Raw genomic sequence first — 24,464 nt, 5'->3', positions numbered from 1 at the left:
TATGACAACACAACTTAAAGTATCTTTAAAGTTATTATTGCCGCTATTGGCGGCTGTTTTAGCTATTTCTCCGCTAGCGGTTGATATGTACCTACCGGCAATGCCAACCTTGGCTGAGCACCTAAATACACCAATGTCCATGGTACAAAATAGCTTGAGTATTTATCTACTCGGCTATGCGTTGGGTTTGATTTTATTTGGCCCTATGGCGGATAAATATTCTCGCCGAAAATTAGTCATACTCGGTATTGGTGGTTTTGTTCTTTGCAGTTTATTACTGCCTATGGTCAGTAATATTGAGCAATTTCTAACGGTCAGGTTTATGCAAGCCTTTATTAGTAGCGCGGCAACTGTGGTAGTGCCAGGAGCAGTGCGTGAATATTACGGTAAAGACACGGCTAAAGGGCTTTCTTATGTCAGTATGATCATGATGTTAGCACCTATGGTAGCGCCCGGTATTGGCAGTGTGTTATTGCTAACTCATAGCTGGCAGCTGATTTTTTATGTACTCGCGGCTTATAGCTTTATCGTCTTGTTGTTAGTGATGAAGTATTTACCGGATGCCGGTAGTATTGCTAGTGAAGGCGATGAGCACAAGCCTGTTAACGTAAAAGTTCAATTGAGCTTTATTCAGCGTTATAAAATTGTCTTAAGCAATGTTGAGGCAAGATTAGATATTATTACTTCAATGATGATATCACTGGCTTTCTTTGCTTACATTACCGCAATTCCTTATGTGTATTTAAAGGTTTTTGCTGTCTCTGAGTACAGCTTTAGTTTGTTATTCGCGTTAAATATTTTCGCCTTAATGATTGCACATTTTACCAATATCCGCTTTGTCGTGCACAAAGGCTCTCGAACTATGTTGCGTTGTGGTTTAAGCCTTGCAGTCTTTGCTGCCACAGCTTTAGCATTGGTGAATGTATTACAATTTCCCTTAGTGTATACCGTGGTGGCGATTTTTCCGTTAATGGGCAGTATCTCCTTGATCGCGGTAAATAGTGATGCCTTAATTCTTACCAAATTTCCCGAACACTCGGGTACGGTTACCGCAGTAATAGGTACCCTTCGTTGGGGCATTGGCGCTTTAGCTGGTCCTATTCTGGCGTTTTTCTATGATGGCAGCGCTAAGCCGTTTGCCTTGTTAATGTTATTCGCGGTATTGGTAGTGTTATGCTGTCAGTTAATTGTATGGTTTAGTAATAAAAATAGTTTAAATACGGTAAGTACCGAGCATCAATAATGAAAAATATAGCGGTTATCTTAAGTGCTTGTGGCGGGTATGTTTACCGCCGATAGTAGTGAAGTATATCCAACGCTTTAATTCTACTAATACTCGGTAGTGTTATGCTGTCAGTTAATTGTATGGTTTAGTAATAAAAATAGTTTAAATACGGTAAGTACCGAGCATCAATAATGAAAAATATAGCGGTTATCTTAAGTGCTTGTGGCGGGTATGTTTACCGCCGATAATAGTGAAGTTCATCCAACGTTTTAACGCTACTAACACTCGGTAGTCTTATGTTGTCAGTTAATGGTTTACTTTAGTGTTTAAAAGACCTAAAAGTAGCCTAAAAGAAAGGTTCAATAATGAAAAATATAGCAGTTATCTTAAGCGGTTGTGGTGTGTACGACGGCAGTGAAATTCATGAAGCAGTATTAACCTTATTGGCGATAGAACAGCAGGGCGCAAGCTATAGTTGTTTTGCACCAAATATAGCGCAGCATCATGTTATTAATCACCTTAACGGTGAAGTGAGCAAAGATGAAAGCCGTAATGTCTTGGTTGAAGCTGCGCGCATTAATCGTGGCGATGTTGAGGATTTAATTGAATTACGTGAGCAAGATTTCGATGCTATCATTTTTGTTGGCGGCTTTGGCGCCGCTAAAAACTTAAGCAGTTTTGCTTTAGATAATGATAATTATAGTGTTCATAAGCAAGTGCTTATCGCGGCTAAAGCCTTTGCCAAGGTAGCAAAACCGGCCGGTTATATGTGTATAGCGCCTGCTTTATTACCCCTGGTGTACCCTAAAGGCGTAAAAGGTACTATTGGCAAAGATAATGCGACGGCAGCGTTAATTAGTGCTAAGGGTTTAACTCATATTGAATGTGCTGTTGAAAATGTCGTGGTTGACGAAGCGAATAAAGTGGTGACGACACCCGCGTATATGTTAGCTGATTCGATTAGTGAAGCGGCAGTGGGTATTAATAAACTGGTAAAATATGTGCTTGCCTTTAGCGAATAGGTGTTATGTTGATGGCTAAACGCGCCAATAAGCTACCGCATAAAACAGCCACTTATTTCGTGGTAAGTAGGTTTATAATAGCTTTAATGGCGCTAAGCGCTGGTCAAAGCCAGGCGACAATAAAAAATATGACTCCTAATAATAAGTCCAGCAGCACTTTGTTATCTACAACATTAGTTTTTAGCAAGTTTGAGCGACAAATAGCCGAAAAAATGTCCCTAGATATACGCTACTTTTGCCCAGATATAAATGGCAAGTCCAGTGTGCCGACAGCAAAACATTGTCGACAAGCCGTTACCGAACTTCCCCAAGCCCTGGCACAATTGATTAGCACCACCAATGTTGGTGGTATTGTGTTATTTTCTGAAAATGTGCAAGAGATAGCACAAGTGGTTAAGTTAACTTATGACATCCAACAAGCGGCAGTAAGATCAGATCAAGGCCAGCCATTAATTATCTCTATGGATCAAGAGGGCGGTCGTGTTGCCCGTTTTGCTAAAATGACCGGCTTTGCGGGTAATATGGCCATTGGCGCTAGCTATCCCCAGCACGGAGTTTACTTTGCTAGGCAAGTAAATAGTGTTATCGCCAAAGAGCTAAAAGCCTTAGGTATTAATAATAACTATGCGCCCGTGGTTGATGTAAATACCAATGTTGATAACCCAGTGATTAATACTCGCTCTTTTGGTGAGTCGCCACAGCAAGTGGCTGAGTTGGGCGCTAGCGCAGTTAACGCTATACAAGCGCAAGGTGTGATGGCCACGTTAAAACACTTCCCCGGCCATGGCGATACCCATGTTGATAGTCACTTAGGTTTACCTCGCGTTGACCATGATAGAGCTAGCATAGATAAAATTGATCTGGCCCCTTTTGTTTGGGCCATTAAACACGCTAAGCCAGCGATGATCATGACGGCTCATATTCAATATCCGGCACTGGATGACAGTTTTTTTGTCAGTAGACGTGGCGAAAAACTCATTCGGCCAGCAACCATGTCCCGTAAAATTTTAACTCACTTGTTAAGGGAGGAAATGGATTTTGAGGGCATTATTGCTACCGATGCTCTAGATATGGCGGGCATTAGCCACTTTTTTAGCGAGGTTGAAGCCGTGGTAGAAACCTTTATCGCTGGCGCCGATCTTGCTGTTATGCCGTTTAAGGTTCGAACCCCAGAGGATGTTGCTGCCTTTAATGTCTTTATTAAAGCCGTCGCCAAGGAATTAAACCAGCGTATTAAGCAGGGTGATTATCAGTTGGCTGAATTTGAGCAATCAATAGCTAGGCTTAATGATTATAAAAAACAATATATAACAATGAATAATGACTCACTAGCGCAGCAAGTACTAACAGCTAAAGCTATTATTGCCAATGATCAGCATATTAATACCGAGCAAGCTCTGGCTGATGCCGCCGTGACCCTATTGAAAAATAACCAGCTGCTACCGCTTAATGTCTCAGCCATTAAACGCTTACATTTTGTCGTGGCCAATCAGCAAGAATTAGTCGCGCTAACGTATGCGGCAACTAATGCCTTAGCGACAAAACTATGCTCAATAGAGTTGGCCACTATAAAAATAAGTCACTTTGTTGCTGACACGACCAAGGCTACGGTTGAGACTGAGCTTTTAATAAATAATGCCGATATTGTTATTGCTACGGTGGATATCAAAACCGCAAGTTTGGTTGATTTAGGTGGTATGGATGACTTAACACCTAGTTACGGTAGTACAGCGCAACAACAGCAAAAGTTAAGCTATGCGAGCTTATTGAAGCAGCAACTTACGCTGGCGAATAAGCTAAATACTCCGGTAATACTTATTGCTAAGGGATCACCTTTCTTGATAAATGAATATAGTAACTTAGCGGATGTCGTCTTGTTGAATTTTGATGATAGGATCTATCAAGATAATCATCAACAGGCGATAAGCCCAGGTTTTAATGCTAGTCTGCAGGTGATTTTTAACGAAGGGAAAGCGCAAGGTAAGCTGCCGGTGACCTTGAAAAATTAGCGGTTATTGCTGACACCATTAATTAGGCTCTGTTGTAGAACACTGTTGTCTATAATGTAACAAACTGATTTAAAAGAAGGTGTTGCTGCAGGCGTTTGGTTTAGCCAGTCCAGTGGTTAATGCTTGCCGGTTGTTCATTGTCATAGCCTTATCATTTAGCGGGTGTTTTTTTGTCGCTGTATCGTTGTTTTGCCAGCTTAGCGGAGTTAGCGTTCTTACTCAGGTTACTTATATGAGAGCCCACTAAGCTAGCCACTAAAATAGCCAAATAAAACTGACCAACGATGGCTTCGAAATAGACTAAAAAGCGAGAAATAGGTGAAAGCGGCGTAATATCGCCAAAACCTAGGGTGGTGATGGTGACAAACGAGAAGTAGATAAAATCAGGAAACAAGGTAAACCAGGCACTATCACTGCTGATATGAGTAAAAGAGCCGGGAAAGCTTAGTTGTACTAGGGTGTATAGTACCGCCCAAATTAGGCCTAATAATAAATATAAACAAATGGCACCTAAAATCTTATTACCATCAATATCACCCGTAAATAACACTTGTTTAGCGGTTCGTAAGGCGCTCGAAATAAAAAAACTCAGTAGTAACAGCAAATACAACTGATCAAAGCCAGCATCATCGAGCCAGGCGCCAAAAAAAGAAAACACCAAAATAGCCAAAGGGAAAATAAACGTTTTGCGTAAGACAAAATCTTTAGAGTCTACGCCCCAGACCGCCACTAACAAGGTCACTATGATGGTCGATTGCACCAAACGCGGCACTGAATCGTCAAAAAACTGTTGAGCTAATGATGTGCCCAGTAATAATAATATTAAAGCGAAAGTGAGATAAATAAAGTTATCTTGGCGAGTCATTTTTTTCAAAAGTGTTTCTCAATTATCCGTTAAGGATTAGTAGGTTATACCGAGATGGCAATACGTGGCAGTGCCCCCTCATCGCTATCTATTTGTGGTTTACACAATAATATGCGTGATGATTCGATGTTACCTTGGTCAATTAAGTAGTCTTTTAAGGCATGTTCGCGCTGTTCACCTAGGTTGATTAAACGTTTGATCGCGGCTTTGTCGCTAACGCTAACCCCTGCCTTAAGACCAATATCCGCAGGTGTACTAATGGCGCAAATCGTTACTCGGGTATCTGCTTTATCTTGCATCAAAGCGATAAAGTCTTTTAAGTAGGCGGCTTGCTGTTTACCTGGTGCCACTTGTTTTACTTGATAGTCTAAGTCATCAAAGCGTAGTTTTAAGGCAAATTCACCGGCCGTTATTGCGATAGAGACTATATTGGCATAAGGAACAAAAGTGGTCAGCAGGTAATCTCGGGTCGCAGAAATAATGGCTTTTTTGGTGATTAAGGTAACAATACTGCTTAAGCCAAATTTAGGGTCTGCAGTAGAGCCACTTATCGGTACATCAAGCTCAACATTACCATCACTATCTTTTAACATACCCATGGCCATATTTAAGGGCAATGCGCCTTGGTCAATTAAGCTGCCAGCTTCTTCACTGTCCACTAAACCTGTTTCTAAACCCTCTAATAAAACCACTACGTTACCAGCAAGTTCATCACCTATTAATGTTATGTCTAAGGCGGTATTAAGTCGTCCAGTTTTAACTTCAAGACCAGTAGACTCTTTCAGATAAGAAGAGATTGCCGGTAATGAAAATTCTTTAAAGTCGCCTTTTATATGGTAGCTAGGTACAGTGGCAAAAGGTTGCAAGTAGCCTGATAAGTTAAAATTGGCATATTTATTACTTCGGCCAACCAGGGTATAGGGGGTTTTTTTTGCTTGTTTTTCTTTAGCGTTGCTCAACGCGCCAATATCAAAGGTGTCGATAAATAAAGTACGTTGATAGATGGGCTCAACACTGAAATCGGTAAAGTTCAATGCACTCTCATTGATAAAATGCAACTCTTTGAAGCTAAAAGTAAAGCCATCATTCGCTATTTTTTCTGTTTTAGGGGCAGTGTTTTCCGCTAACACTATGACGTCTTCTATAGTGGCTGGTTCATCAGTTTTTTGTTGGGCTGATTTATTATCCAAAGCAATTAAATTGGCAATTTCTTTGTTTTCTTTAACAATAATATCGCCAGTTAAGGTGTCAAAGATAATGCTGTTGATGGTTATACTTTTTTCATGGATATGCAGGTTATTTAGCGTTAATTGTTTTAACTGCATTACCGGCGGCAATTTAACAATTTCTTCAGCCGCAATATCAAGTCCATCTTCGGCGGAACGCTGGTTAATTTTAGCCATGGCTTGTCGAGCGACGGCGTCGGTTAAGTTGGTTTTTTTAGAGAATAAAAATTCATCCAGTATTATATCGGTAATATCAATACTGGGTTCATCATCTAAGACAAAATTGATATCAGCTAGGCTAAGCTGTTTAAACGCGATAATTGTCGCTTTACTCTCATTTTGGCTCAGGACTGCCTCGGTTAATTTTATGCTGCTTGTTCCGGCTAAGTGAGTAATTAAGTTGTCTTGTAAATCAACAGAAAATTCGCTGAAATGTAATACTAAGTTATTGAGGGTTAAGTGCTGTTGCTCAAGGCCTACTATTAGGTTTTGTAAATTTAAATTGGCCTTTTTCACGCGAATACTTGTGCCTTGTTCGGCCAGAGTAATAGTTTGCTGACTATTAAAAGATAACGAGCCTTTAAGTTCGGTCAGTTGCTCAACATAACGCACTAATTTTTCAATCGGGTAGTTTGTTAAACTAAGATGACTATGTATATCACCTTTACCTGATGTTAACTGGGCATTGGCTGAAAGAGCTAAAGAGGTTTTATCAATTAATGCCGTTAACGCTAAGTTACCTTCTTGCTGCGTTTGTGTTGCTTTGACTAGGCTTAATGATAGTTCTTCAATTTCTATATGGTGGTTTTTGCTTTTTTGTTCTTGGTTGCTTATTTCTATTTCAATCTGAAACTGGCTCAATAGAAAATGAGGTAGTACTAGTTGATAAGAAAAATCTGTCGCTGTCTCAGCTGTTGCTTCTGTTATTGCTTGGTCGTTCGTTGGTTCGGTACTCTGCTCAGTATTAAGTTCAGCTGCTGTTGAATGGGGGATTTCTATGCCGGCAATAACTAGATGGCCATCATGCTGAGTAACTTTTAATGAGCCTTTAGTAAGTGAAAACTCACTCAACACTATTTTATCAAAGGCTAACTGCCATAGCTCAATTTGAAGTTTGAGTTTTGCTAGTGAAAAAACTGTCTCTGGCTGAGTATCTTTATTACTGATTAAATTGATGTCGCTTAGTGTTAGGCGCATTAAGAATGGATTAAAACGTATGCTAGCATCATCAGATAAGTGTAATTGCTGCTCTGCTAAAATGGGGGAGATTAAATATTTAGCTAAAGGTGAAGAAATTAGCCAAATAAGCGCAAACAAACCTAGATATAAAGCTAACAATATTTTGAAAAATCTGTGAGTAAAAAAAGATAGCAAGCTTGCCATAATTGAGGACGTTCCTTGTTGATAATCAATATTTAAGGTGTGTTTAAGTCTGCCCTTGCCGGGTGAAAATAAAGCGGAATATAATTTACATCATTTTGTAGAAAGCTTACTATTGTGAATTAAAGGTTAATATTGTAATTAACTGTTAATTCACATGGTTTAGGATATCATTTTCATGGAAATCAATATAGAAAAAATCGAACATTACGTGCAAATGCTCGGAGATATGGGCTTACAGTTTGGTGTACAGTTTTTATTAGCGATTGTTGTTTACCTAGTAGGTAACTTCATTATCAAAAGGTTGCTTAATCTCGTTGAATTAGGTTTATCGAAGAAAGAAGTTGAAATCACCTTACATCGCTTTTTATTAAGTATTTTAAATACCTTATTAAAAGCCATTCAAATTATCATTTTTGCTTCCATGATTGGTATTCAAACCGCTTCGCTTATTGCTGTTTTAGGTGCTGCAGGTTTAGCGATCGGTTTAGCGCTACAAGGTAGCTTGGCTAACTTTGCTGGTGGCGTGTTAATTTTATTATTTCGTCCATTTAAAAATGGTGATGCCATTAAAGCGCAAGGTTATGTTGGTACGGTACAAGAAATTCAAATTTTCAATACTATATTAAAGACCTTTGATAATCAGCGTATTATCATACCTAATGGTTTGTTATCTAATGGCTGTGTCACCAATATTAATATTAATGGTACGCGCCGTGTTGATATGGTTTTTGGCATTGGTTATAACGATGATATTAGCAAAGCGAAAGCGTTATTACGTTCCTTGTTAGAAGCAGATGAACGTGTGTTAAAAGATCCCGCCATTGATATTTGGGTGGGTGAACACGGTGAAAGCTCAGTAAATTTATTTGTTCGCCCATGGACAAAAGTAGAAGATTACTGGGGTGTGTACTATGATATGATGGAAAAAGTGAAGCTTGAGTTTGATAAAGCTGGTATCAGCATTCCATTTCCACAACGTGATGTGCATATCCATCAAACGCCGAGTGCTTAATACTTAATAGCTAATTCCGCAATCATGCTAATGTGCGCTAAAAAGCCTATCTCAGTTTACTGATATAGGCTTTTTTATTAGTTAGGTATTTTCAAGCCCCATTGGCTATTATCGTGGCAAACTTATCAACAGCCAGTAAAAGTAACTGGCCCAGTGCAAGTCCGCGCCCGTACCTTAGATAAAAAACGTGCTGGTCGTACTATGACAGTAACCAAGTAACCTTCTTATTGAGCTAATGCCTGTACTATTTCTTGCTGATACTTTTGCTGTTTTTTATCATTAAAGCCGCTGTGTGCGCTAATGAGCTTGCCTTGACGGTCAAATAAGTAACTGCTGGGCATGCCTTTTAGTTGGAATTTTTTAGCTAAGATACCCTTAGCATCAAAAATAACAGCAAAATTTGCTGGAGTTTGTTGTAAAAATTGCTCAGCTAGTGCTACTTGTGCATCAAGGTTAATACTCAGCACGACAAAACCTTGCTCTTGATACTTGTTTTGCATGGCATTCATCCAGGGAAATGACTTACGGCAAGGTACACACCAAGAAGCCCAAAAATCTAAATAGACTATCTTGCCTTGGTATTTTGCCATGGCCTGCTCAAATTCTTCCATTGGCTCATTGGCATTAGCATAGCTAGGCAGAGCACTAAGTATGAGTAAAAAGCTTATTAATAATGTCTTTGCACAGGCTTTCAGGGAATAGGGCATACTCTTTCCTATATGATTTACACATAAGTTCTATAGCCAAGCTATTTAAAAATGCGTCTTTCAGGGGCCCAGTAGGGCGATTATAGCAGTACTTTATACTAGCTTATTGATTTCGACAAGGAGGCGACATTGATCTAGCTTAGTAAAGCTTGCCGATGATAGAACAAGTGCCTTAACAGATAATGCAGACGCAATTCCCCTCAGCTTTTTCTCTTGATCAAAACCCATGCTGTGTAAGTAATACCGGTCTACAGGCGTTGCTAATGCCAGCTGAACCCTGCACCTGAAAGTGGTTTCGGTATATACTGAGTTTAAACGGTGATACACAGTATCATTATTAAATATCATGACAGAAAATTTATAGAGTCTAATTATATGAAAATAGAGTTGAAATTATTAATAATTTTTTGTACTTTTTACGCATTTCCTAGCCACGCTTGGTGGCTTGTTTCCTCAAACACGACTGCGGCTATTACCTCCGCTAATGCGGATGATAGTGATAAAGCACATAATGAATGGCTAACAAAGCGCTTTAGTAAACAACATCAACAATTAATTCCCGTTGTGGCCGTTGCGGATATGTTCTTTAGTTGTCATCAAGTGCGAGCAAGTGACAAGGTCGATTATAAGCTTAATTATTTAATCACCGAGATGGATAAAAATATTTTGGCAGAAAAACTAGCTGCTTGCTTAGCTGAAGATTCGATGCAATCGGATGTGGCCTTAAATTTTGGTCTGTTTGGTTGTTTTCATCAGCAATTGGCCCATTTGCCAAAAGTAGAGCGCGAGCAAAAGATGCTTTTAGTAAAAAAATCCGTGTCTTCGCTTTCCCGTGAGGAACGTAAAAAAAGTTTTACTCAATGCGTTACCCAGCAAAGTATTCACTATCTTAAATAGCCCCCTCGGCCTGAGGAATTACATAAATTGTAACAAATACTTAAGGAGTTTTTCTTTTGCGACTTTCTTATTGCAAGTAATATCACTTATAGTAGCGTTAACTCTATAAATATAACGAACCACAAGCCGTGTAAGGTGAAAAAATATGCCTCAAGAGACACCTAAAATTTTAGTCGTCGATGATGATATGCGTTTACGCTCATTGTTAGAGCGTTATTTAGTTGAACAAGGGTTTACTGTACGTAGTGCCGCCAACTCTGAACAAATGGATCGATTACTCGAACGTGAGAATTTTCATTTATTAGTGCTCGATTTAATGTTACCAGGTGAAGACGGTCTATCCATTTGCCGCCGTTTACGTCAAAACTCAAATAATATTCCCATTGTTATGTTAACCGCAAAAGGAGACGAGGTAGATAGAATTATTGGCTTAGAGCTAGGTGCGGATGATTACATGCCCAAACCCTTTAACCCAAGAGAGTTACTGGCTCGAATAAAAGCCGTATTACGTCGTCGCAAGCAAGAAGCACCTGGTGCTCCTTCATTAGAAGAAAATATTGTTACTTTTGGTGGCTACGAGTTAAATTTGGCTACGCGAGAAATGAAAAAAAATGATGTTAGTATGCCCTTAACCAGTGGTGAATTTGCGGTATTAAAAGCATTAGTCACCCATCCTAGAGAGCCATTGTCACGTGATAAGCTAATGAATCTTGCCCGTGGTAGAGACTACTCGGCGCTAGAGCGCAGCATTGATGTACAAGTATCAAGATTGCGACGTATGCTTGAAGTTGACCCAGCTAAACCAAGATATCTGCAAACAGTTTGGGGTTTAGGTTATGTTTTTGTCCCTGATGGTAGTTCTACTTAGTTTATTCGTATGAAAATATTGCCTCGTAGTGCATTTGGGCAAACGGTTTTATTGATAGGTTTTTTACTTTTTATCAATCAAATCGTTTCTTACATTTCCTTTGCTATTTATGTTTTTGACCCACATCAGCAGCAAATCAATCAATTGTTGGCTAAACAGGTGCGGGTGGTTTTCATTGATATTGATGATGCCAAGTTAAGCCCTAAAATGGCCCAAGCATTTCACAAGGAAACAGGTATTGGTGTTTATCGAGAAGATGAGGCCATCAAGCATGGTCTTGCCAGTGCGGGCTATTTTCCTTATAGATCTGAGCAAATGTCATTGTTACTTGGTGGTGAGGCAGAAGTGCGTATTTCTGATGGCAATGAATATTTATTTTGGATTCGCGCCCCGCAAGCCCCTCATCTTTGGGTGAAAATTCCCCTCAGTGGTATGGAAAAAGGTAACTTTAATCCGTTAATCTTCTTTATGGTGGTTATTGGTTTACTCAGTGTTATGGGCGGCTGGGTTTTTGTTAGACAGCTTAACCGACCGTTGAAGTCATTAGAAATAGCGGCAGAAGATGTTGGCCGAGGAGACTTTCCTGAGCCGTTAGTGGAGCGAGGTACTTCTGAAATTATGGCGGTAACACAAGCCTTTAATCATATGTCTAAGGGTATTAAGCAGCTCGAAGATGATCGGAATTTATTAATGGCAGGTATTTCTCATGATTTGCGTACGCCATTAACACGTATTCGGCTGGCGAGTGAAATGATGCAAGATCAAGACGGCTTTCTTAAAGAAGGTATAGAAATCGATATCGAGGATATGAATAATATTATTGATCAGTTTATTGATTATCTTCGTCACGACTCTAAAGATAAGGCCGAACTTGGCGATTTAAATGTCTTGGTTGATGAAGTGCTGAACGTTGAAAGGCCAAGTGATAGGGTGATAACGTTTCACCCCAGTGAATGTCCTAAAATCCCTTTACGGCATGTTGCTGTTAGACGCGCCCTTGCCAATTTAGTGCAAAATGCCCTTCGTTATACCTCAGGTGAAATTGATGTCTTTACTGGCGTAGAGAATGACTATGCTTTCTTTATTGTCAGTGATAACGGTGCCGGTATTCCTGATGCCGATATTGAACGATTATTTCAACCTTTTACTCAAGGTGATACCGCTCGTGGTACTGAAGGCAGTGGCTTAGGTCTAGCTATTATTAAACGTATTGTTGATACCCATGGTGGCAAAGTCGAACTCTCAAACAAATCATCAGGTGGTTTACAAGCAAAAGTGTCTTTGCCTCTCAGCTTCTAAGTCCTTAACCGTGACAGGTGAGAGCGACACTGCCTCAATTGAGCAAACAAAAAAACCACAAGTAAGTGAATACTTGTGGCTTTTTTATGGGTATTTTTTAGCTGATTAGCTAACGGCTTTTAACTCAATTTTTTGCAGTTGAGGACCGGCGGCTACTAACTTTTTGCCATTGTCAGTATCGGTGAATTTTTCAAAGTTATTGACAAAACGTTGTGCTAACGCGGCGGCTTTATCATGCCAAACACTGGCATCTTGGTAAGTATTACGTGGGTCAAGAATATCACCCTCAACACCGGCAAGCTTAATTGGTATTTCAAGGTTAAACATTGGAATAACTATTGTTTCAGCGTTATCGATAGAACCATCTAAAATTGCATCAATGATGGCACGAGTTGCTTTAATTGAAATACGCTTGCCAGTACCATTCCAACCGGTATTAACTAGGTAAGCTTCAGCGCCAGCTGCTGCCATACGTTTATGTAATACTTTAGCGTATTGCGTTGGATGCAAGCTTAAGAAAGCCGCACCAAAACAACTTGAAAACGTAGGTGTTGGCTCGGTGATACCACGTTCAGTACCCGCTAATTTCGCGGTAAAACCTGATAGGAAGTAATATTCAGTTTGCTCTGGTGTTAATTTAGCAACAGGTGGTAAAACACCAAAAGCATCAGCCGTTAAGAAAATTACTTTCTTAGCATGACCCGCACGAGAAATAGGTTTAACGATATTATCAATATGATGGATAGGGTATGAAACACGAGTGTTTTCAGTTTTTGAGTTATCATCAAAATCAATTTTACCATTGGCATCAACGGTAACGTTTTCTAATAAGGCATCACGACGGATTGCCTTGTATATATCGGGTTCATTTTCTTTACTTAGGTTGATTGTTTTGGCATAACAACCGCCTTCAAAGTTAAATACGCCGTTATCATCCCAACCATGTTCATCATCACCGATAAGTTGACGTTTAGGATCGGTAGAAAGCGTTGTTTTACCCGTACCAGACAAGCCGAAGAAAATAGCGGTATCGCCATCTTCGCCAACGTTGGCACTACAATGCATAGAAGCAACACCTTGCAGCGGAAGGTAGTAGTTCATCATAGAGAACATACCTTTTTTCATTTCGCCGCCGTACCAAGTACCGCCAATCAATTGAATTTTTTCAGTTAAGTTGAAAGCAACAAAGTTTTCAGAGTTTAAACCTTGCTCTTGCCACTTATCGTTAACCGTTTTAGCACCGTTCATGACGACGAAATCAGGTTCATAGCTTTCTAATTCAGCGTCAGTAGGGCGAATGAACATGTTCTTAACAAAATGAGCTTGCCAAGCAACTTGAGTAATGAAACGTACTTTTAAACGTGTTGCTTCATCAGCACCACAATAAGTATCAACAACAAATAAGCGTTGACCAGAAAGTTGCGTTGTCACTAAACTTTTTAAATGAGCCCATGTTTCAGGAGTCATAGGTTTGTTATCATTTTTACCTTGATCAGACCACCATATTGTATCGCGTGTTACGTCATCACGAACAATATATTTATCTTTAGGAGAACGACCGGTAAATATACCCGTGTCTACATTAACTGCACCAAGTTCAGTCACTACGCCTTTATCAAAGCCTTCAAGGCCAGCTTTAGTTTCTTCACTAAAAAGCAACTCATACGATGGGTTATAAACAACTTCATTAACATCGTTGATGCCGTATTGTGACAAGTCAATTGAGTTTTTCGGGGCGGTCATAGCAAATTCACTCCTAAGTATGACAAATTTATATTTAAGTAAGTAGGTGATGAAGTGTACCGTGAAAGTTTTCACGCTGCCTTCATTCCGGCTATTTTAGGATAATAGCGATCAAAACGAAAGTAAAAAATAGTTTAATGTGAACGTTTTCACTATAAATAAAATGAATGGTTAGTTTGAAGGGTATTATTATTTAACTTAAATCGCTCTAAAACCAGGTAAATAATGGGGTGTAACGATATTTCTGCTAGCACTTAATTATCACTATGTGGAATAAATGATAATTAAGGCCGGCTATTATGGCTGGATTCTATTGAAAAAAAGCCATTTTTTTAAGGGTTAACTTTCGAAATGAAACTTTGCAAGCTTAGTTCATCAAAATCATAAGTGGTGATGCAATAATCACAAGTCATGGAAATTTTACCTTGCTCGGCTAAGATAGATTTTATTTCACTCGGCTCTATTTGTGCTATTGCCGCCAAACATTTATCAGCAGAGCAACCACATAAGTAACTAACCGCCTGTGGCTCGAAAAGATTAACTTGCTCTTGGTGGTATAAGCGATAGAGCAAAGCTTCGGCTTCGAGTGAATATATTTCTTCACTTTTAATGGTATTGGTAAGCTGGCATAAGTGCTCAAAGTCAATGAGCTGTTTTTCTTTATTTTCAACACTATTATCGCTATCGGGTAATAATTGCACCAAAGCACCCGCCGTTAATTGCTGTTCACTATCACTAAATAGCCATATTTTAGTGGGAATTTGTTCTGAAACGTCAAAGTAATGGGCTAAGCAATCGGCAAGATTGTCTTTATCTAAGGCAACAACACCTTGATAAGCCTTACCTGCATTAGGGCGTATGGTAATAATCATGGTGCCTTTACCAATTAATTCTTGCAAAGTATTTGCTGATGTTGCTGTCGCTAGTTTAACAATACCGCGCATCTGCTGTTTATTGTTACCACTAACCGACATATAGCCGACAGGACCATCGCCTTGCAATTGTACGGTAATATCGCCTTCAAATTTCAACGTCGCAGTTAATAGGCAGGTAGCGCTGAGTAATTCACCCAACAATTTAGCGACACCCGCAGGATAGTTATGATTGTTAAGAATATTTTTAAAACTGCTATTTAACTGAACAAGCTCACCACGGGCATGGGCATCGGTAAATAAGTAGCGATTTAATACATTGAATTGGCTCATGGAGGTTAGATCCTTTCTTTAAATTCACGTAGTTTTCTACGTTGTTTTTTATCTGGTTTAGTCTCGCTAGCGGGACTTAATAAAATGCCTTGTTGACGCGCTAGGGCATTTTTTTCCCGGCTATCAATACTTTGCTTACTTTCTTGGTATAAGGTTTGAGCAAAAGTCGCGTCGCTTCGTTTGTCAGCTAAGGCGACTACGGTAATTACTTTTTCTTCAAATCCTTGTCTAATTTTTATTATATCACCGATTGATACGGCCTTACCTGACTTAGTGCGTTGGCCGTTGTAAAAAACTTTGCCACCATCAATCATTTGTTTGGCAATTGCTCGAGTTCGATAGAACCTAGCTGCCCAGAGCCATTTATCTAATCGAGTTGAGCTATTTTGAGGGGTTTTACTTGTGGACATAATAAACCTAACCGTGGGATTTTTACCTGGAAATAGGTCTAAAAATTAACATACCAGCGGTAAATTCTCTAGTCGTAGCATTTTTTGTTACGATTTTATTTACTAAAAGGCTTTAAAAAAACTTAGGCTATGACTTGTTGCTTAGCTTGTGGTCAAGTATCATCCGTGCTTATCTAACAGAAAGCTAACAAAAATATAACATCTAGTATTTGCTATGTGTAGCATGAATTTTTCATAAATAACAATAATATAAGTAGATATGGCACTTCCCACTAACATGATAGAACTTTCATCCCTATTCTCTCAACTCGGCCATCGACGTGTTGCGCAATTAGCTATGGTGTTGTTATTGACCTATATAGCTTATCTGGGCGCAAAAATTACTTGGTCAATAGTACCGCAAGCACAGTCAAATCAAAACACGTCACTCACGTCTAATACTCGAAGCCCGCATGCCAGTCAGGCCAATAAAACCGTTGATGTTACTAAAATACAGTCGCTTAATCTCTTCGGCTTATATAATGACAGCGACGTGGTCGAGGCAGAAATTAAAATGGCTAACGTGCCAGAAACTAAATTAAATTTAATTTTAGTGGGTCTAGTGGCTAGTGATGATAAATTAATAGCCGCAGCAATTATTGAATATCAAGGCAAACAAGAAACCTACGGCATTGGTGATATTATCTTGGGCACCCGTGCTAATCTTGAACAAGTATTAAGGGACAGAGTGCTAATTAAGTTATCAGGGCGACTAGAAACCCTTATGCTCGATGGCTTTGATTATAGGCAACCGGCACAAAAAGTAGCTATTAAACCTGCCGCTAAAAGAAATCCAAGAAAAATAGCGCCTCCATCTTCTCGCTCAGAAGTAATCGATCAACGCAGCAATAAAAAATTAACCGAGACCGCGAAAAACTTACGTGCGGAACTTTCCAAAGACCCTACAAAAATAGCGGACTATTTACGGATTTCACCCAAGCGTAAAAACGGTAAGATAATTGGCTATACCCTTAGGCCTGGAAAAAATCCTGAGTTTTTTAAACTTGCTGGCCTAAAAGCGGGTGATGTAGCCATTGAAATGAATGGTTATGATTTAATTGCGCCAACACAGGCCATGCAAGCCATGGCTGAAATGAGGCAAGCGCGTGATATTTCACTGCTGGTGAATCGTCAGGGTAACTTAACCGAAATACTTATTAGCCTAGATTAAATAGGTTCAACGAATTAATTAACGTAACAATTAAGCGATAAAATTATCTATAAAGACCTTCTAGCAAGATTGTCTATAAAGATTTTCTATTAAAGTGAAGAAAGCAGAGACACTAATAATGATGAAAAAGTTTTTATTAATTTTAACGACAGCGATGGCATTTAATTTTTTATGCTGCGTTGCTCAAGCCAGTGCCGCACAGTACTCTCCTAATTTTAAAGGCACTGAAATTACCGAGTTTGTTAATATAGTCGGTAAGAATTTGAAAAAGACTATGATTATCGATCCTAACGTACGTGGAAAAATTAATGTTCGTAGTTATGATGTATTATCCGAAGAGCAATATTATCAGTTCTTTTTAAATGTCCTTGAAGTCTACGGTTATGCGGCTGTCGCTAAGGACAATAATATTATTAAAATTATCCGTAATAAAGATGCTAAAACCGCGGCTATCCCGGTTATTGGCAGCGACAGCAATATTGTCGGTGATGAAATGGTCACCCGTGTTGTTGAAGTCAAAAATGTTACCGTACGTGAATTAGTGCCCTTGTTACGACAATTATCCGACCAAGCCGGTGGTGGTAACGTAGTTAATTACGACCCGGCTAATGTCATCATGTTAACAGGCACAGCATCAACGGTTAACCGACTGGTTAAGATTATTGAGCGTGTTGATAGAGCTGGCGACCAAGCTGTGGAAATTATCAAGTTAAAATACGCTTCAGCGGGTGAGATGGTGCGTATCATAGAAGCCATGAATAAACCTAAAGGTGGTAAATCAGGTCAGCCAAGCTTTCTGATCCCTAGGATTGTTGCCGATGATAGATCAAATAGCGTTATTGTTAGTGGTGAAGTCAAAGCACGTGAGCGGGTAATTCGTTTGGTTAAACGCTTAGATAGCGAATTAGAAAGTAATGGTAATACCCGTGTTTATCGTCTTAAGTACTCCAAAGCCGAAGATTTAGTTAAGGTATTACAAGGCGTTAGTGATTCTATTGCTTCAGAAAGCAGCACGACAAAAACTAAAAGCCGTAGCAGTCAAAAACGTAATGTTAGTATTGAGGCCCATGAATCAACTAATTCATTAATCATTACCGCACAACCGGATATGATACGTTCACTTTTAGCGGTAATCCGCCAATTAGATGTTCGTCGTGCGCAAGTATTAATTGAGGCTATCATTGTTGAAGTATATGAAACTGATGGTGTGAGTTTAGGGGTACAATGGTATAACGAAGCGGGTGGCTTTACCCAATTTACCAATGGCCCAGCCAGTATTTCCTCGGTTGCCGCGGGTGTTGAGGCCGCTGCTTCTACCAAGGGAGATTGGGTACCTGCTGAGTATAATAGTAATAATGACTTAATAAAAGATGGTTTTTATCAGAATGATACTAAAGGTGATTACAACATACTGGGGCAAGTACTTGGCAATGTCAGTGGTATGATGTTGGGTCTTGCCAAAAATGATTGGGGCGCGATAATACAAGCAGTCAGCAGTAATACCAATTCAAATATATTGGCAACACCCAGTATTCTGACCTTAGACAATGAGGAGGCCTACTTTATTGTTGGTCAAGAAATACCCATTATAACCGGTTCAGCAACCGGCAGTAATAATTCTAATCCATTTCAAACGGTTGAGCGTCTAGAAGTGGGTATCAAACTGCGCGTGACACCGCAGGTTAATGAAGGTAATGCCATACAACTGATTATTGAACAAGAAGTCTCTTCGGTCAGTGGTTCTACTGGGGTCGATATTGCTATTAACAAAAGAGAAATAAAAACTACGGTTATGACCGATAGTGGCGCGACTATTGTTTTAGGGGGCTTGATTGATGAAGATGTTCAAGAAAGCGTGCAAAAGGTACCCATTCTAGGTGATATTCCCTTTATTGGTCACTTGTTTAAATCCACCACCAATACCACTCGTAAGCGTAATTTAATGGTGTTTTTACGGGCTACTATAGTGCGCGATGCCGGCTTAATGGCTGAAATCAGTGAAAGTAAATATAACTTTATTCGTGCCGACCAAATTCGTAAACACGAAGAGGGTCTGTCATTAATGAGTAATGACAATATGCCTATCTTACCGCAGTGGCAAGATAAGTTAACGTTACCGCCATCATTTGATGACTATCAAAAGAAACTTCAAGAAAAAGATATAGAGCTACCTAAGCCGCCGACAGTAACAGAAGATAAGCTCTAATGGCTGGTGACGTAGCAGAAACCGTCATTGATAAGGCGGAGCCAACATCAGCTAATAGTTCTTGGTTGTTGTCGTTTGCTTTTGCAAAACGCCATAGTGTGTTAATTTCTACCGATGCAGACACCGGCGGATATATTTTACACTGCTTAGCGGATGTTAATTTTGATATTATTGTCGAAGTTCGTCGCATACTGAAAGCGCCATTTAATTTCGACTATTTACTGCTGCCAGCGTTTGAATTGCTGCTAACCCAAGCCTACCAAAGAGATTCCTCCGAAGCGCAGCAAATGATGGAAGATATTGGTAATGAAGTGGACTTGTATTCACTGGCTGATGAGATTGTTGAAAGTGAAGATTTGCTTGAAAATGAAGATGATGCGCCAATTATTAAGCTAATTAATGCCATGCTCAGTGAAGCCATCAAAGAAAGCGCTTCCGATATTCATATTGAAACCTTTGAAAATAGCTTACAAATTCGCTTTCGCGTCGATGGTATTTTACGCGAAGTGCTAAAACCTAATCGCAAACTAGCTTCCTTGTTGGTTTCACGTATTAAGGTTATGGCCAAACTCGATATTGCTGAAAAACGAATTCCACAAGATGGTCGAATATCTCTGCGCATAGGTGGTCGGGCTGTTGATGTGCGGGTATCAACTATGCCAACAGGTCATGGCGAACGAGTGGTGTTAAGATTACTCGATAAAAATGCTGCTCGTCTTGATTTGAAAGACTTGGGTATGACCGACCAAAATCGTGCTACTTTCTCAACCCTTATTGAAAAACCTCATGGCATTATTTTAGTTACTGGTCCTACCGGCTCAGGTAAAAGTACTACCCTCTATGCGGGTTTAATGCAAATTGATGCCAAAGAACGTAATATTTTAACCTGCGAAGATCCGATTGAATACTCCATTGAAGGCATAGGACAAATGCAAGTAAATACTAAGGTGGATATGACCTTTGCTCGGGGACTACGTGCTATATTACGGCAAGATCCTGATGTGGTCATGGTCGGTGAAATTCGCGACTTAGAAACCGCACAAATTGCCGTGCAAGCAAGTTTAACCGGTCACTTAGTTTTATCTACCTTACATACCAATACTGCGGCAGGTGCTATCACCCGTATGGAAGATATGGGTGTAGAGCCATTTTTACTGTCTTCAAGTTTATTGGGTGTTTTGGCACAACGTCTGGTGCGAACGCTGTGTCGACATTGTAAAGAAAGTCACTTACCTGATGAAGAAGAGCGACATTTATTAGCCTTAGCTGACGATAATACAGCGGTAATATATCGCGCTGTTGGCTGTAAGGAGTGTAGTTTTAAAGGTTATCGTGGCCGAACGGGTATTCATGAACTATTACCGGTTGATGATAAAATACGAGAAATCATTCACAATGGTCACGGTGAGCAAGCCATTGAGAAATATGCGCGTCAAGCCAATGCCAGTATCCGTCGAGATGGCTTTGATAAAGTGATGTTAGGGATAACCACCTTAGAAGAGGTTTTACGTGTCACTCGTGAAGATTAAAGCGTAACAGTGCTCTAAGTAATCAATAAAGACACAATAGTGAATTAACAGCGTGAATAGCATTCATATAACCAATATAACTAATATAAGTAAGCTTTATAAGTAATGGCAGCATTTGAATACCAAGCGGTAGATAGTCGCGGTAAAACTAAAAAAGGCGTTATCGAAGGTGATACGCCAAGACAAGTGCGTGGTTTGTTACGTGAGCAAGGCCTAATGCCTATCGCCGTCACCGCGACATTAGCCAAGAGCAAAGCGGGAAATGAGAAAAAAGGTTTCGCGGCTAGTTTCGGTCAAAGTACCGGCGGTAAAGTCTCGGCGGCAGAGTTAGCACTTATTACTCGTCAACTAGCGACATTGGTAGAGTCTGGTTTGCCGTTAGAAGAATCTTTAATGGCTGTGGGTGAGCAATGTGAAAAGAACCGTATTAAAAGTATGATCATGGGTGTACGAACCAAAGTGACCGAAGGTTATGGTTTATCGGAAAGCATGGCAGAATATCCCAAGGTATTTAATCGTCTGTATCGGGCAATGGTTGCCGCGGGTGAAAAATCTGGCCATCTTGATAAAGTACTTAACCGTTTGGCTGATTATACCGAAAAGCGCCAACAGATGCGCTCGCAACTAATCCAAGCACTGGTTTATCCTATTATTATGACCGTTGTTGCTGTCGGTGTTATCGCTATTTTATTAACCGCCGTGGTGCCAAAAATTGTCGGTCAGTTTGAACACATGGGTGAGAGTTTACCCGGTACTACGCAGTTTTTAATTGCCAGTAGTGATTTTCTGCGTGACTATGGCTTAGTATTGGTGATCTTGTTTGCGGCCCTGATGTTGCTGTTTTCACAGCTGTTGAAAAAACCAAATTTTGAAATGGCGTTTCACCGGAATTTATTACGTGTACCAGGCGTTGGCAAGGTAGTTAGAGGTATAAATACCGCACGTTTTGCCAGAACTTTAAGTATTTTAACGGCCAGTGCCGTGCCTTTACTGGAAAGTATGCGTATTTCTGGACAAGTGCTCGATAATTTATATATTAAAAAGCAAGTGACAGCCGCCACCGATAAAGTGCGTGAAGGTTCAAGTTTGCGTGTGGCATTGGAGCAAACTAAATTGTTCCCCCCTATGATGCTGCATATGATCGCTAGTGGCGAAAAAAGTGGCAAGTTAGAACATATGTTAGGTCGTGCTGCGGATAACCAAGATAGAGAGTTCGATGCCTTGGTCAGCATCTCTTTAAAAGCATTTGAACCTGCACTTATGGTGGGTATGGCAGGGGTGGTGCTCTTTATTGTTATGGCAATTTTAGAACCAATTTTACAACTGAATAGCCTAGTGGGTGGCTAATAATCACTCGACAACTTATCGATAGATGAGTTGTCGTGACCTCAATTTATCAGACGTTAGGAAAATAATATGAATATGAAAAAATCACAAGGTTTTAGCTTATTAGAAGTGATGGTGGTTATTGTAATTATAGGTATTATGGCCAGTGTGGTGGTACCTAGTTTAATGGGTAGCCAAGATAAAGCTAATTTACAAAAAGCCATATCAGATGTTACTGCTTTAGAAACGTCATTGAGTTTATATAAGTTGGATAACTATGATTATCCAACCACAGAGCAAGGTTTGGAAGCCTTGGTTGAGCAAACCGATATTGAGCCAGAGCCACGTCGTTTTCCTGAAGATGGCTATATTAAACGTTTACCAAAAGATCCTTGGGGCAATGACTATGTGTTATTGAATCCAGGCGAACAGGGTCGAATGGATGTATTTTCAGTGGGGCCAGACGGTGAAGCCGGTACAGAAGATGATATCGGTAACTGGAATTTGGGCGATTTCCAATAAGTAATAGCTGATCTTATTGCGGTAAAACTAAATTTAGGCGTCAAAGGTACTCATTGACTAGCGTCAACTCCGTGCAATTTCCTTTACATTTAATCTTACCGCTTCAAGCTCAACCATTACGGATTACCTTATGAAAAAACTATCGGTATTAACAATCAAACACCGTGGCTTTACCTTAATTGAGGTGATGGTCGTTATTGTGTTGATTGGTCTTATGGCCAGCTTGGTGCAATTTAACTTTTCTGGCAATAATCCGGCAGATAAGTTAAAACATGAAAGTGCGCGTTTTGCCGCTATTTTTGCAGTGGCGGCAGATTACGGCATGCTCAATAACATTGAATTAGGTTTGGTCGTTAAAAAAGATAGTTATCAGTTTCTTGGTTATGACGGTACTCGATGGACTGAGATCCCTGAGCAAGACTGGCTAGCCAATGTCACCTTGCCTGAAGGTATAGAGTTGAGCTTAGAGCTTGATGATCTGCCCATCGACGAACCCTTACTGTTTGATGCTGATACTTTTAGAGAGCAAGATGAAGACGATTTCACCTTGCTCTCTAAAGAAGAACAAGAGGAAAAAATAATTCCACAAGTCTATATTCTCTCTGGTGGTGATATTAGCCCATTCAGCGTTACTTTTCGCTTAAATGAAGAGTTAGCCTATATTGTAGGCGCTGAAGATTTAGCTTATCGTGTTACCGGTATATATAGTGTGCCATTAACCATTGAAGGGCCAGTGCTCGATGAGCAATAAAATCACTCTCATTAGAAAAGTCAAACAAGGCGGTTTTACCTTACTTGAAGTAATGTTGGCCATGGCTGTTTTTGCTATTTCTGGTGTAGCACTGCTCGGTGTTGCCGATAATAACTATCGTCATATTAGTCATTTAGAAGAGCAAATGTTTGCTCAATGGGTCGCTTCAAATCAGCTTGTTGCAGTGAGTTTAGATAAAACGTGGCCGCCAAGAAATAACCGTAAAGGCAAAGTCGAGATGGCGGGAAGAACTTGGTACTGGCAACAGAAAGTGATTAAAACTGCCAGTAACGAATTACGTTCCATCGTAATGGAAGTACGTTTAAATGAAGATGATGAGTTAGTTACGGCTAGCTTGATGACCTACCTCGCTCAGGAGAAACCCTGATGAAAGTAGGTACTACTATGGATAAAGTTTTTTTTAGCGCTAAACAGCAAGGTTTTACCCTGCTTGAAGTACTGATCGCGATATCTATTTTTTCAGTGGTAAGTTTAGCCAGTTTTACCATTTTTGATACCGTCTTACGTGGTGATGAAAATTCAAAGATTCGCACGGAAAGACAAAATGAATTACAGCGTGCCTTTTTGTTGATTGAACGAGATTTTACCCAAATAGCAAAGCGCAGTATGCGAGTTAATGGTGAAGCGCCAACGAATATTTTTTTACAAACTGCAGACGATAGCTTTTTAGCGGATGATCAAGCTATCGCCTTTGTCCGTAATGGTTGGACTAATCCAGGGTTATTATTACCGCGTAGTGATATGCAAAGTGTTGCTTATCGACTCGAGGATGGCACCTTGCAGCGTTTACATTATAACTTTGTTGACGCTGTGGTCGGGCAAGAGCCAAGAATAAGACCATTAATAACCTTAGTGACTAGTTTAGCGTTTGAATTTTATGATGGCAGTAAATGGCAGGAAAAATGGTCTGGGCAAAAATTGCCACAAGCGATTGCCATTGAAATTGAAACTGAGGATTATGGTTTCATCCGTCGCCAGTTTTTAGTCGCCGGCGATCTTGCTGCTGATAAACAGAGTAAGACCTAGTT

General features: G+C 39.9%; 22 protein-coding genes. 16 read left to right on the top strand and 6 right to left on the bottom strand.

The window, feature by feature from the left end; genetic code table 11:
• The first annotated feature begins 1 nt into the window (after nucleotide 1).
• From ASU03_RS16070 to ASU03_RS16060, 3 genes are all read left to right on the top strand, one after another.
• On the top strand, nucleotides 2-1,243 hold the full coding sequence (locus tag ASU03_RS16070) for a multidrug effflux MFS transporter (RefSeq protein ID WP_057832783.1): 1,242 nt from the start codon (nucleotides 2-4) through the stop codon (nucleotides 1,241-1,243).
• A gap of 347 nt (nucleotides 1,244-1,590) precedes the next feature.
• Complete coding sequence (elbB, locus tag ASU03_RS16065; protein ID WP_057832782.1) at nucleotides 1,591-2,247, top strand: isoprenoid biosynthesis glyoxalase ElbB; 657 nt, start codon at nucleotides 1,591-1,593, stop codon at nucleotides 2,245-2,247.
• A gap of 128 nt (nucleotides 2,248-2,375) precedes the next feature.
• Nucleotides 2,376-4,256 carry a glycoside hydrolase family 3 protein gene (locus ASU03_RS16060; RefSeq protein ID WP_231731611.1) on the top strand — a complete coding sequence of 627 codons (1,881 nt, stop codon included), beginning with the start codon at nucleotides 2,376-2,378 and terminating at the stop codon, nucleotides 4,254-4,256.
• A gap of 151 nt (nucleotides 4,257-4,407) precedes the next feature.
• Here ASU03_RS16060 and ASU03_RS16055 read toward each other — a convergent pair whose 3' ends face one another.
• Both ASU03_RS16055 and ASU03_RS16050 read right to left on the bottom strand, forming a co-directional pair.
• Entirely contained in the window at nucleotides 4,408-5,121 is a 714-nt protein-coding gene (locus tag ASU03_RS16055; RefSeq protein WP_057832781.1) for a potassium channel family protein, read from the bottom strand.
• Nucleotides 5,122-5,165: 44 nt separating this feature from the next.
• Nucleotides 5,166-7,730: a DUF748 domain-containing protein gene (locus ASU03_RS16050; protein ID WP_057832780.1), complete on the bottom strand. Its 2,565-nt coding sequence runs from the start codon at nucleotides 7,728-7,730 to the stop codon at nucleotides 5,166-5,168.
• Nucleotides 7,731-7,905: 175 nt separating this feature from the next.
• Between ASU03_RS16050 and ASU03_RS16045 the strand changes: the two genes are divergently transcribed.
• Both ASU03_RS16045 and ASU03_RS22125 read left to right on the top strand, forming a co-directional pair.
• Nucleotides 7,906-8,742, top strand: coding sequence for a mechanosensitive ion channel family protein (locus ASU03_RS16045; protein ID WP_057832779.1), 837 nt, complete (start codon nucleotides 7,906-7,908; stop codon nucleotides 8,740-8,742).
• Between the two features lie 87 nt (nucleotides 8,743-8,829).
• On the top strand, nucleotides 8,830-8,961 hold the full coding sequence (locus ASU03_RS22125; protein WP_157465944.1) for a chitobiase/beta-hexosaminidase C-terminal domain-containing protein: 132 nt from the start codon (nucleotides 8,830-8,832) through the stop codon (nucleotides 8,959-8,961).
• 5 nt (nucleotides 8,962-8,966) lie between these two features.
• Here the strand turns inward: ASU03_RS22125 and ASU03_RS16040 are convergent, their stop codons facing one another.
• On the bottom strand, nucleotides 8,967-9,449 hold the full coding sequence (locus ASU03_RS16040) for a TlpA disulfide reductase family protein (RefSeq protein ID WP_057832778.1): 483 nt from the start codon (nucleotides 9,447-9,449) through the stop codon (nucleotides 8,967-8,969).
• Between the two features lie 375 nt (nucleotides 9,450-9,824).
• Between ASU03_RS16040 and ASU03_RS16035 the strand changes: the two genes are divergently transcribed.
• The 3 genes from ASU03_RS16035 (at nucleotide 9,825) to envZ (ending at nucleotide 12,513) form a co-directional block, all read left to right on the top strand.
• On the top strand, nucleotides 9,825-10,346 hold the full coding sequence (locus ASU03_RS16035) for a hypothetical protein (RefSeq protein WP_057832777.1): 522 nt from the start codon (nucleotides 9,825-9,827) through the stop codon (nucleotides 10,344-10,346).
• A gap of 145 nt (nucleotides 10,347-10,491) precedes the next feature.
• Nucleotides 10,492-11,214: an osmolarity response regulator transcription factor OmpR gene (ompR, locus tag ASU03_RS16030; protein WP_057832776.1), complete on the top strand. Its 723-nt coding sequence runs from the start codon at nucleotides 10,492-10,494 to the stop codon at nucleotides 11,212-11,214.
• Between the two features lie 9 nt (nucleotides 11,215-11,223).
• Nucleotides 11,224-12,513, top strand: coding sequence for a two-component system sensor histidine kinase EnvZ (envZ, locus tag ASU03_RS16025; protein ID WP_057832775.1), 1,290 nt, complete (start codon nucleotides 11,224-11,226; stop codon nucleotides 12,511-12,513).
• Nucleotides 12,514-12,618: 105 nt separating this feature from the next.
• Here the strand turns inward: envZ and pckA are convergent, their stop codons facing one another.
• The 3 genes from pckA to ASU03_RS16010 form a co-directional block, all read right to left on the bottom strand.
• Nucleotides 12,619-14,256, bottom strand: a complete 1,638-nt coding sequence (gene pckA / locus ASU03_RS16020) for a phosphoenolpyruvate carboxykinase (ATP) (RefSeq protein ID WP_057832774.1) — start codon at nucleotides 14,254-14,256, stop codon at nucleotides 12,619-12,621.
• A 332-nt stretch (nucleotides 14,257-14,588) separates the two neighbouring features.
• A complete protein-coding gene (gene hslO, locus ASU03_RS16015) occupies nucleotides 14,589-15,461 on the bottom strand; it encodes an Hsp33 family molecular chaperone HslO (RefSeq protein ID WP_057832773.1) in 873 nt (290 codons plus the stop codon).
• Between the two features lie 5 nt (nucleotides 15,462-15,466).
• Entirely contained in the window at nucleotides 15,467-15,871 is a 405-nt protein-coding gene (locus ASU03_RS16010; protein WP_057832772.1) for an RNA-binding S4 domain-containing protein, read from the bottom strand.
• Between the two features lie 277 nt (nucleotides 15,872-16,148).
• On the opposite strand from ASU03_RS16010, the gene gspC reads away from it, so the two are divergent.
• The 8 genes from gspC (at nucleotide 16,149) to gspJ (ending at nucleotide 24,462) form a co-directional block, all read left to right on the top strand.
• On the top strand, nucleotides 16,149-17,081 hold the full coding sequence (gspC, locus tag ASU03_RS16005; protein WP_082627308.1) for a type II secretion system protein GspC: 933 nt from the start codon (nucleotides 16,149-16,151) through the stop codon (nucleotides 17,079-17,081).
• Nucleotides 17,082-17,199: 118 nt separating this feature from the next.
• Nucleotides 17,200-19,287: a type II secretion system secretin GspD gene (gene gspD / locus ASU03_RS16000; protein WP_057832770.1), complete on the top strand. Its 2,088-nt coding sequence runs from the start codon at nucleotides 17,200-17,202 to the stop codon at nucleotides 19,285-19,287.
• Nucleotides 19,287-20,816: a type II secretion system ATPase GspE gene (gene gspE / locus ASU03_RS15995; RefSeq protein ID WP_057832769.1), complete on the top strand. Its 1,530-nt coding sequence runs from the start codon at nucleotides 19,287-19,289 to the stop codon at nucleotides 20,814-20,816. Before gspD ends, gspE begins: the two co-directional genes overlap by 1 nt.
• Nucleotides 20,817-20,921: 105 nt before the next feature.
• A complete protein-coding gene (gene gspF / locus ASU03_RS15990) occupies nucleotides 20,922-22,163 on the top strand; it encodes a type II secretion system inner membrane protein GspF (RefSeq protein WP_057832768.1) in 1,242 nt (413 codons plus the stop codon).
• A gap of 69 nt (nucleotides 22,164-22,232) precedes the next feature.
• Entirely contained in the window at nucleotides 22,233-22,664 is a 432-nt protein-coding gene (gene gspG, locus ASU03_RS15985) for a type II secretion system major pseudopilin GspG (RefSeq protein ID WP_057832767.1), read from the top strand.
• A gap of 130 nt (nucleotides 22,665-22,794) precedes the next feature.
• A complete protein-coding gene (gspH, locus tag ASU03_RS15980) occupies nucleotides 22,795-23,415 on the top strand; it encodes a type II secretion system minor pseudopilin GspH (RefSeq protein WP_057832766.1) in 621 nt (206 codons plus the stop codon).
• Complete coding sequence (gene gspI, locus ASU03_RS15975; protein WP_057832765.1) at nucleotides 23,405-23,803, top strand: type II secretion system minor pseudopilin GspI; 399 nt, start codon at nucleotides 23,405-23,407, stop codon at nucleotides 23,801-23,803. Before gspH ends, gspI begins: the two co-directional genes overlap by 11 nt.
• On the top strand, nucleotides 23,803-24,462 hold the full coding sequence (gspJ, locus tag ASU03_RS15970) for a type II secretion system minor pseudopilin GspJ (RefSeq protein ID WP_057832764.1): 660 nt from the start codon (nucleotides 23,803-23,805) through the stop codon (nucleotides 24,460-24,462). Before gspI ends, gspJ begins: the two co-directional genes overlap by 1 nt.
• Nucleotides 24,463-24,464: the final 2 nt, after the last annotated feature.

The sequence above is a fragment of the Colwellia sp. TT2012 genome (genome assembly GCF_001440345.1).
Taxonomy (GTDB): Bacteria; Pseudomonadota; Gammaproteobacteria; order Enterobacterales; family Alteromonadaceae; genus Colwellia.
Note: the sequence above shows the minus strand (reverse complement) of the source record. Positions and strands in the feature narration are given on the sequence as shown.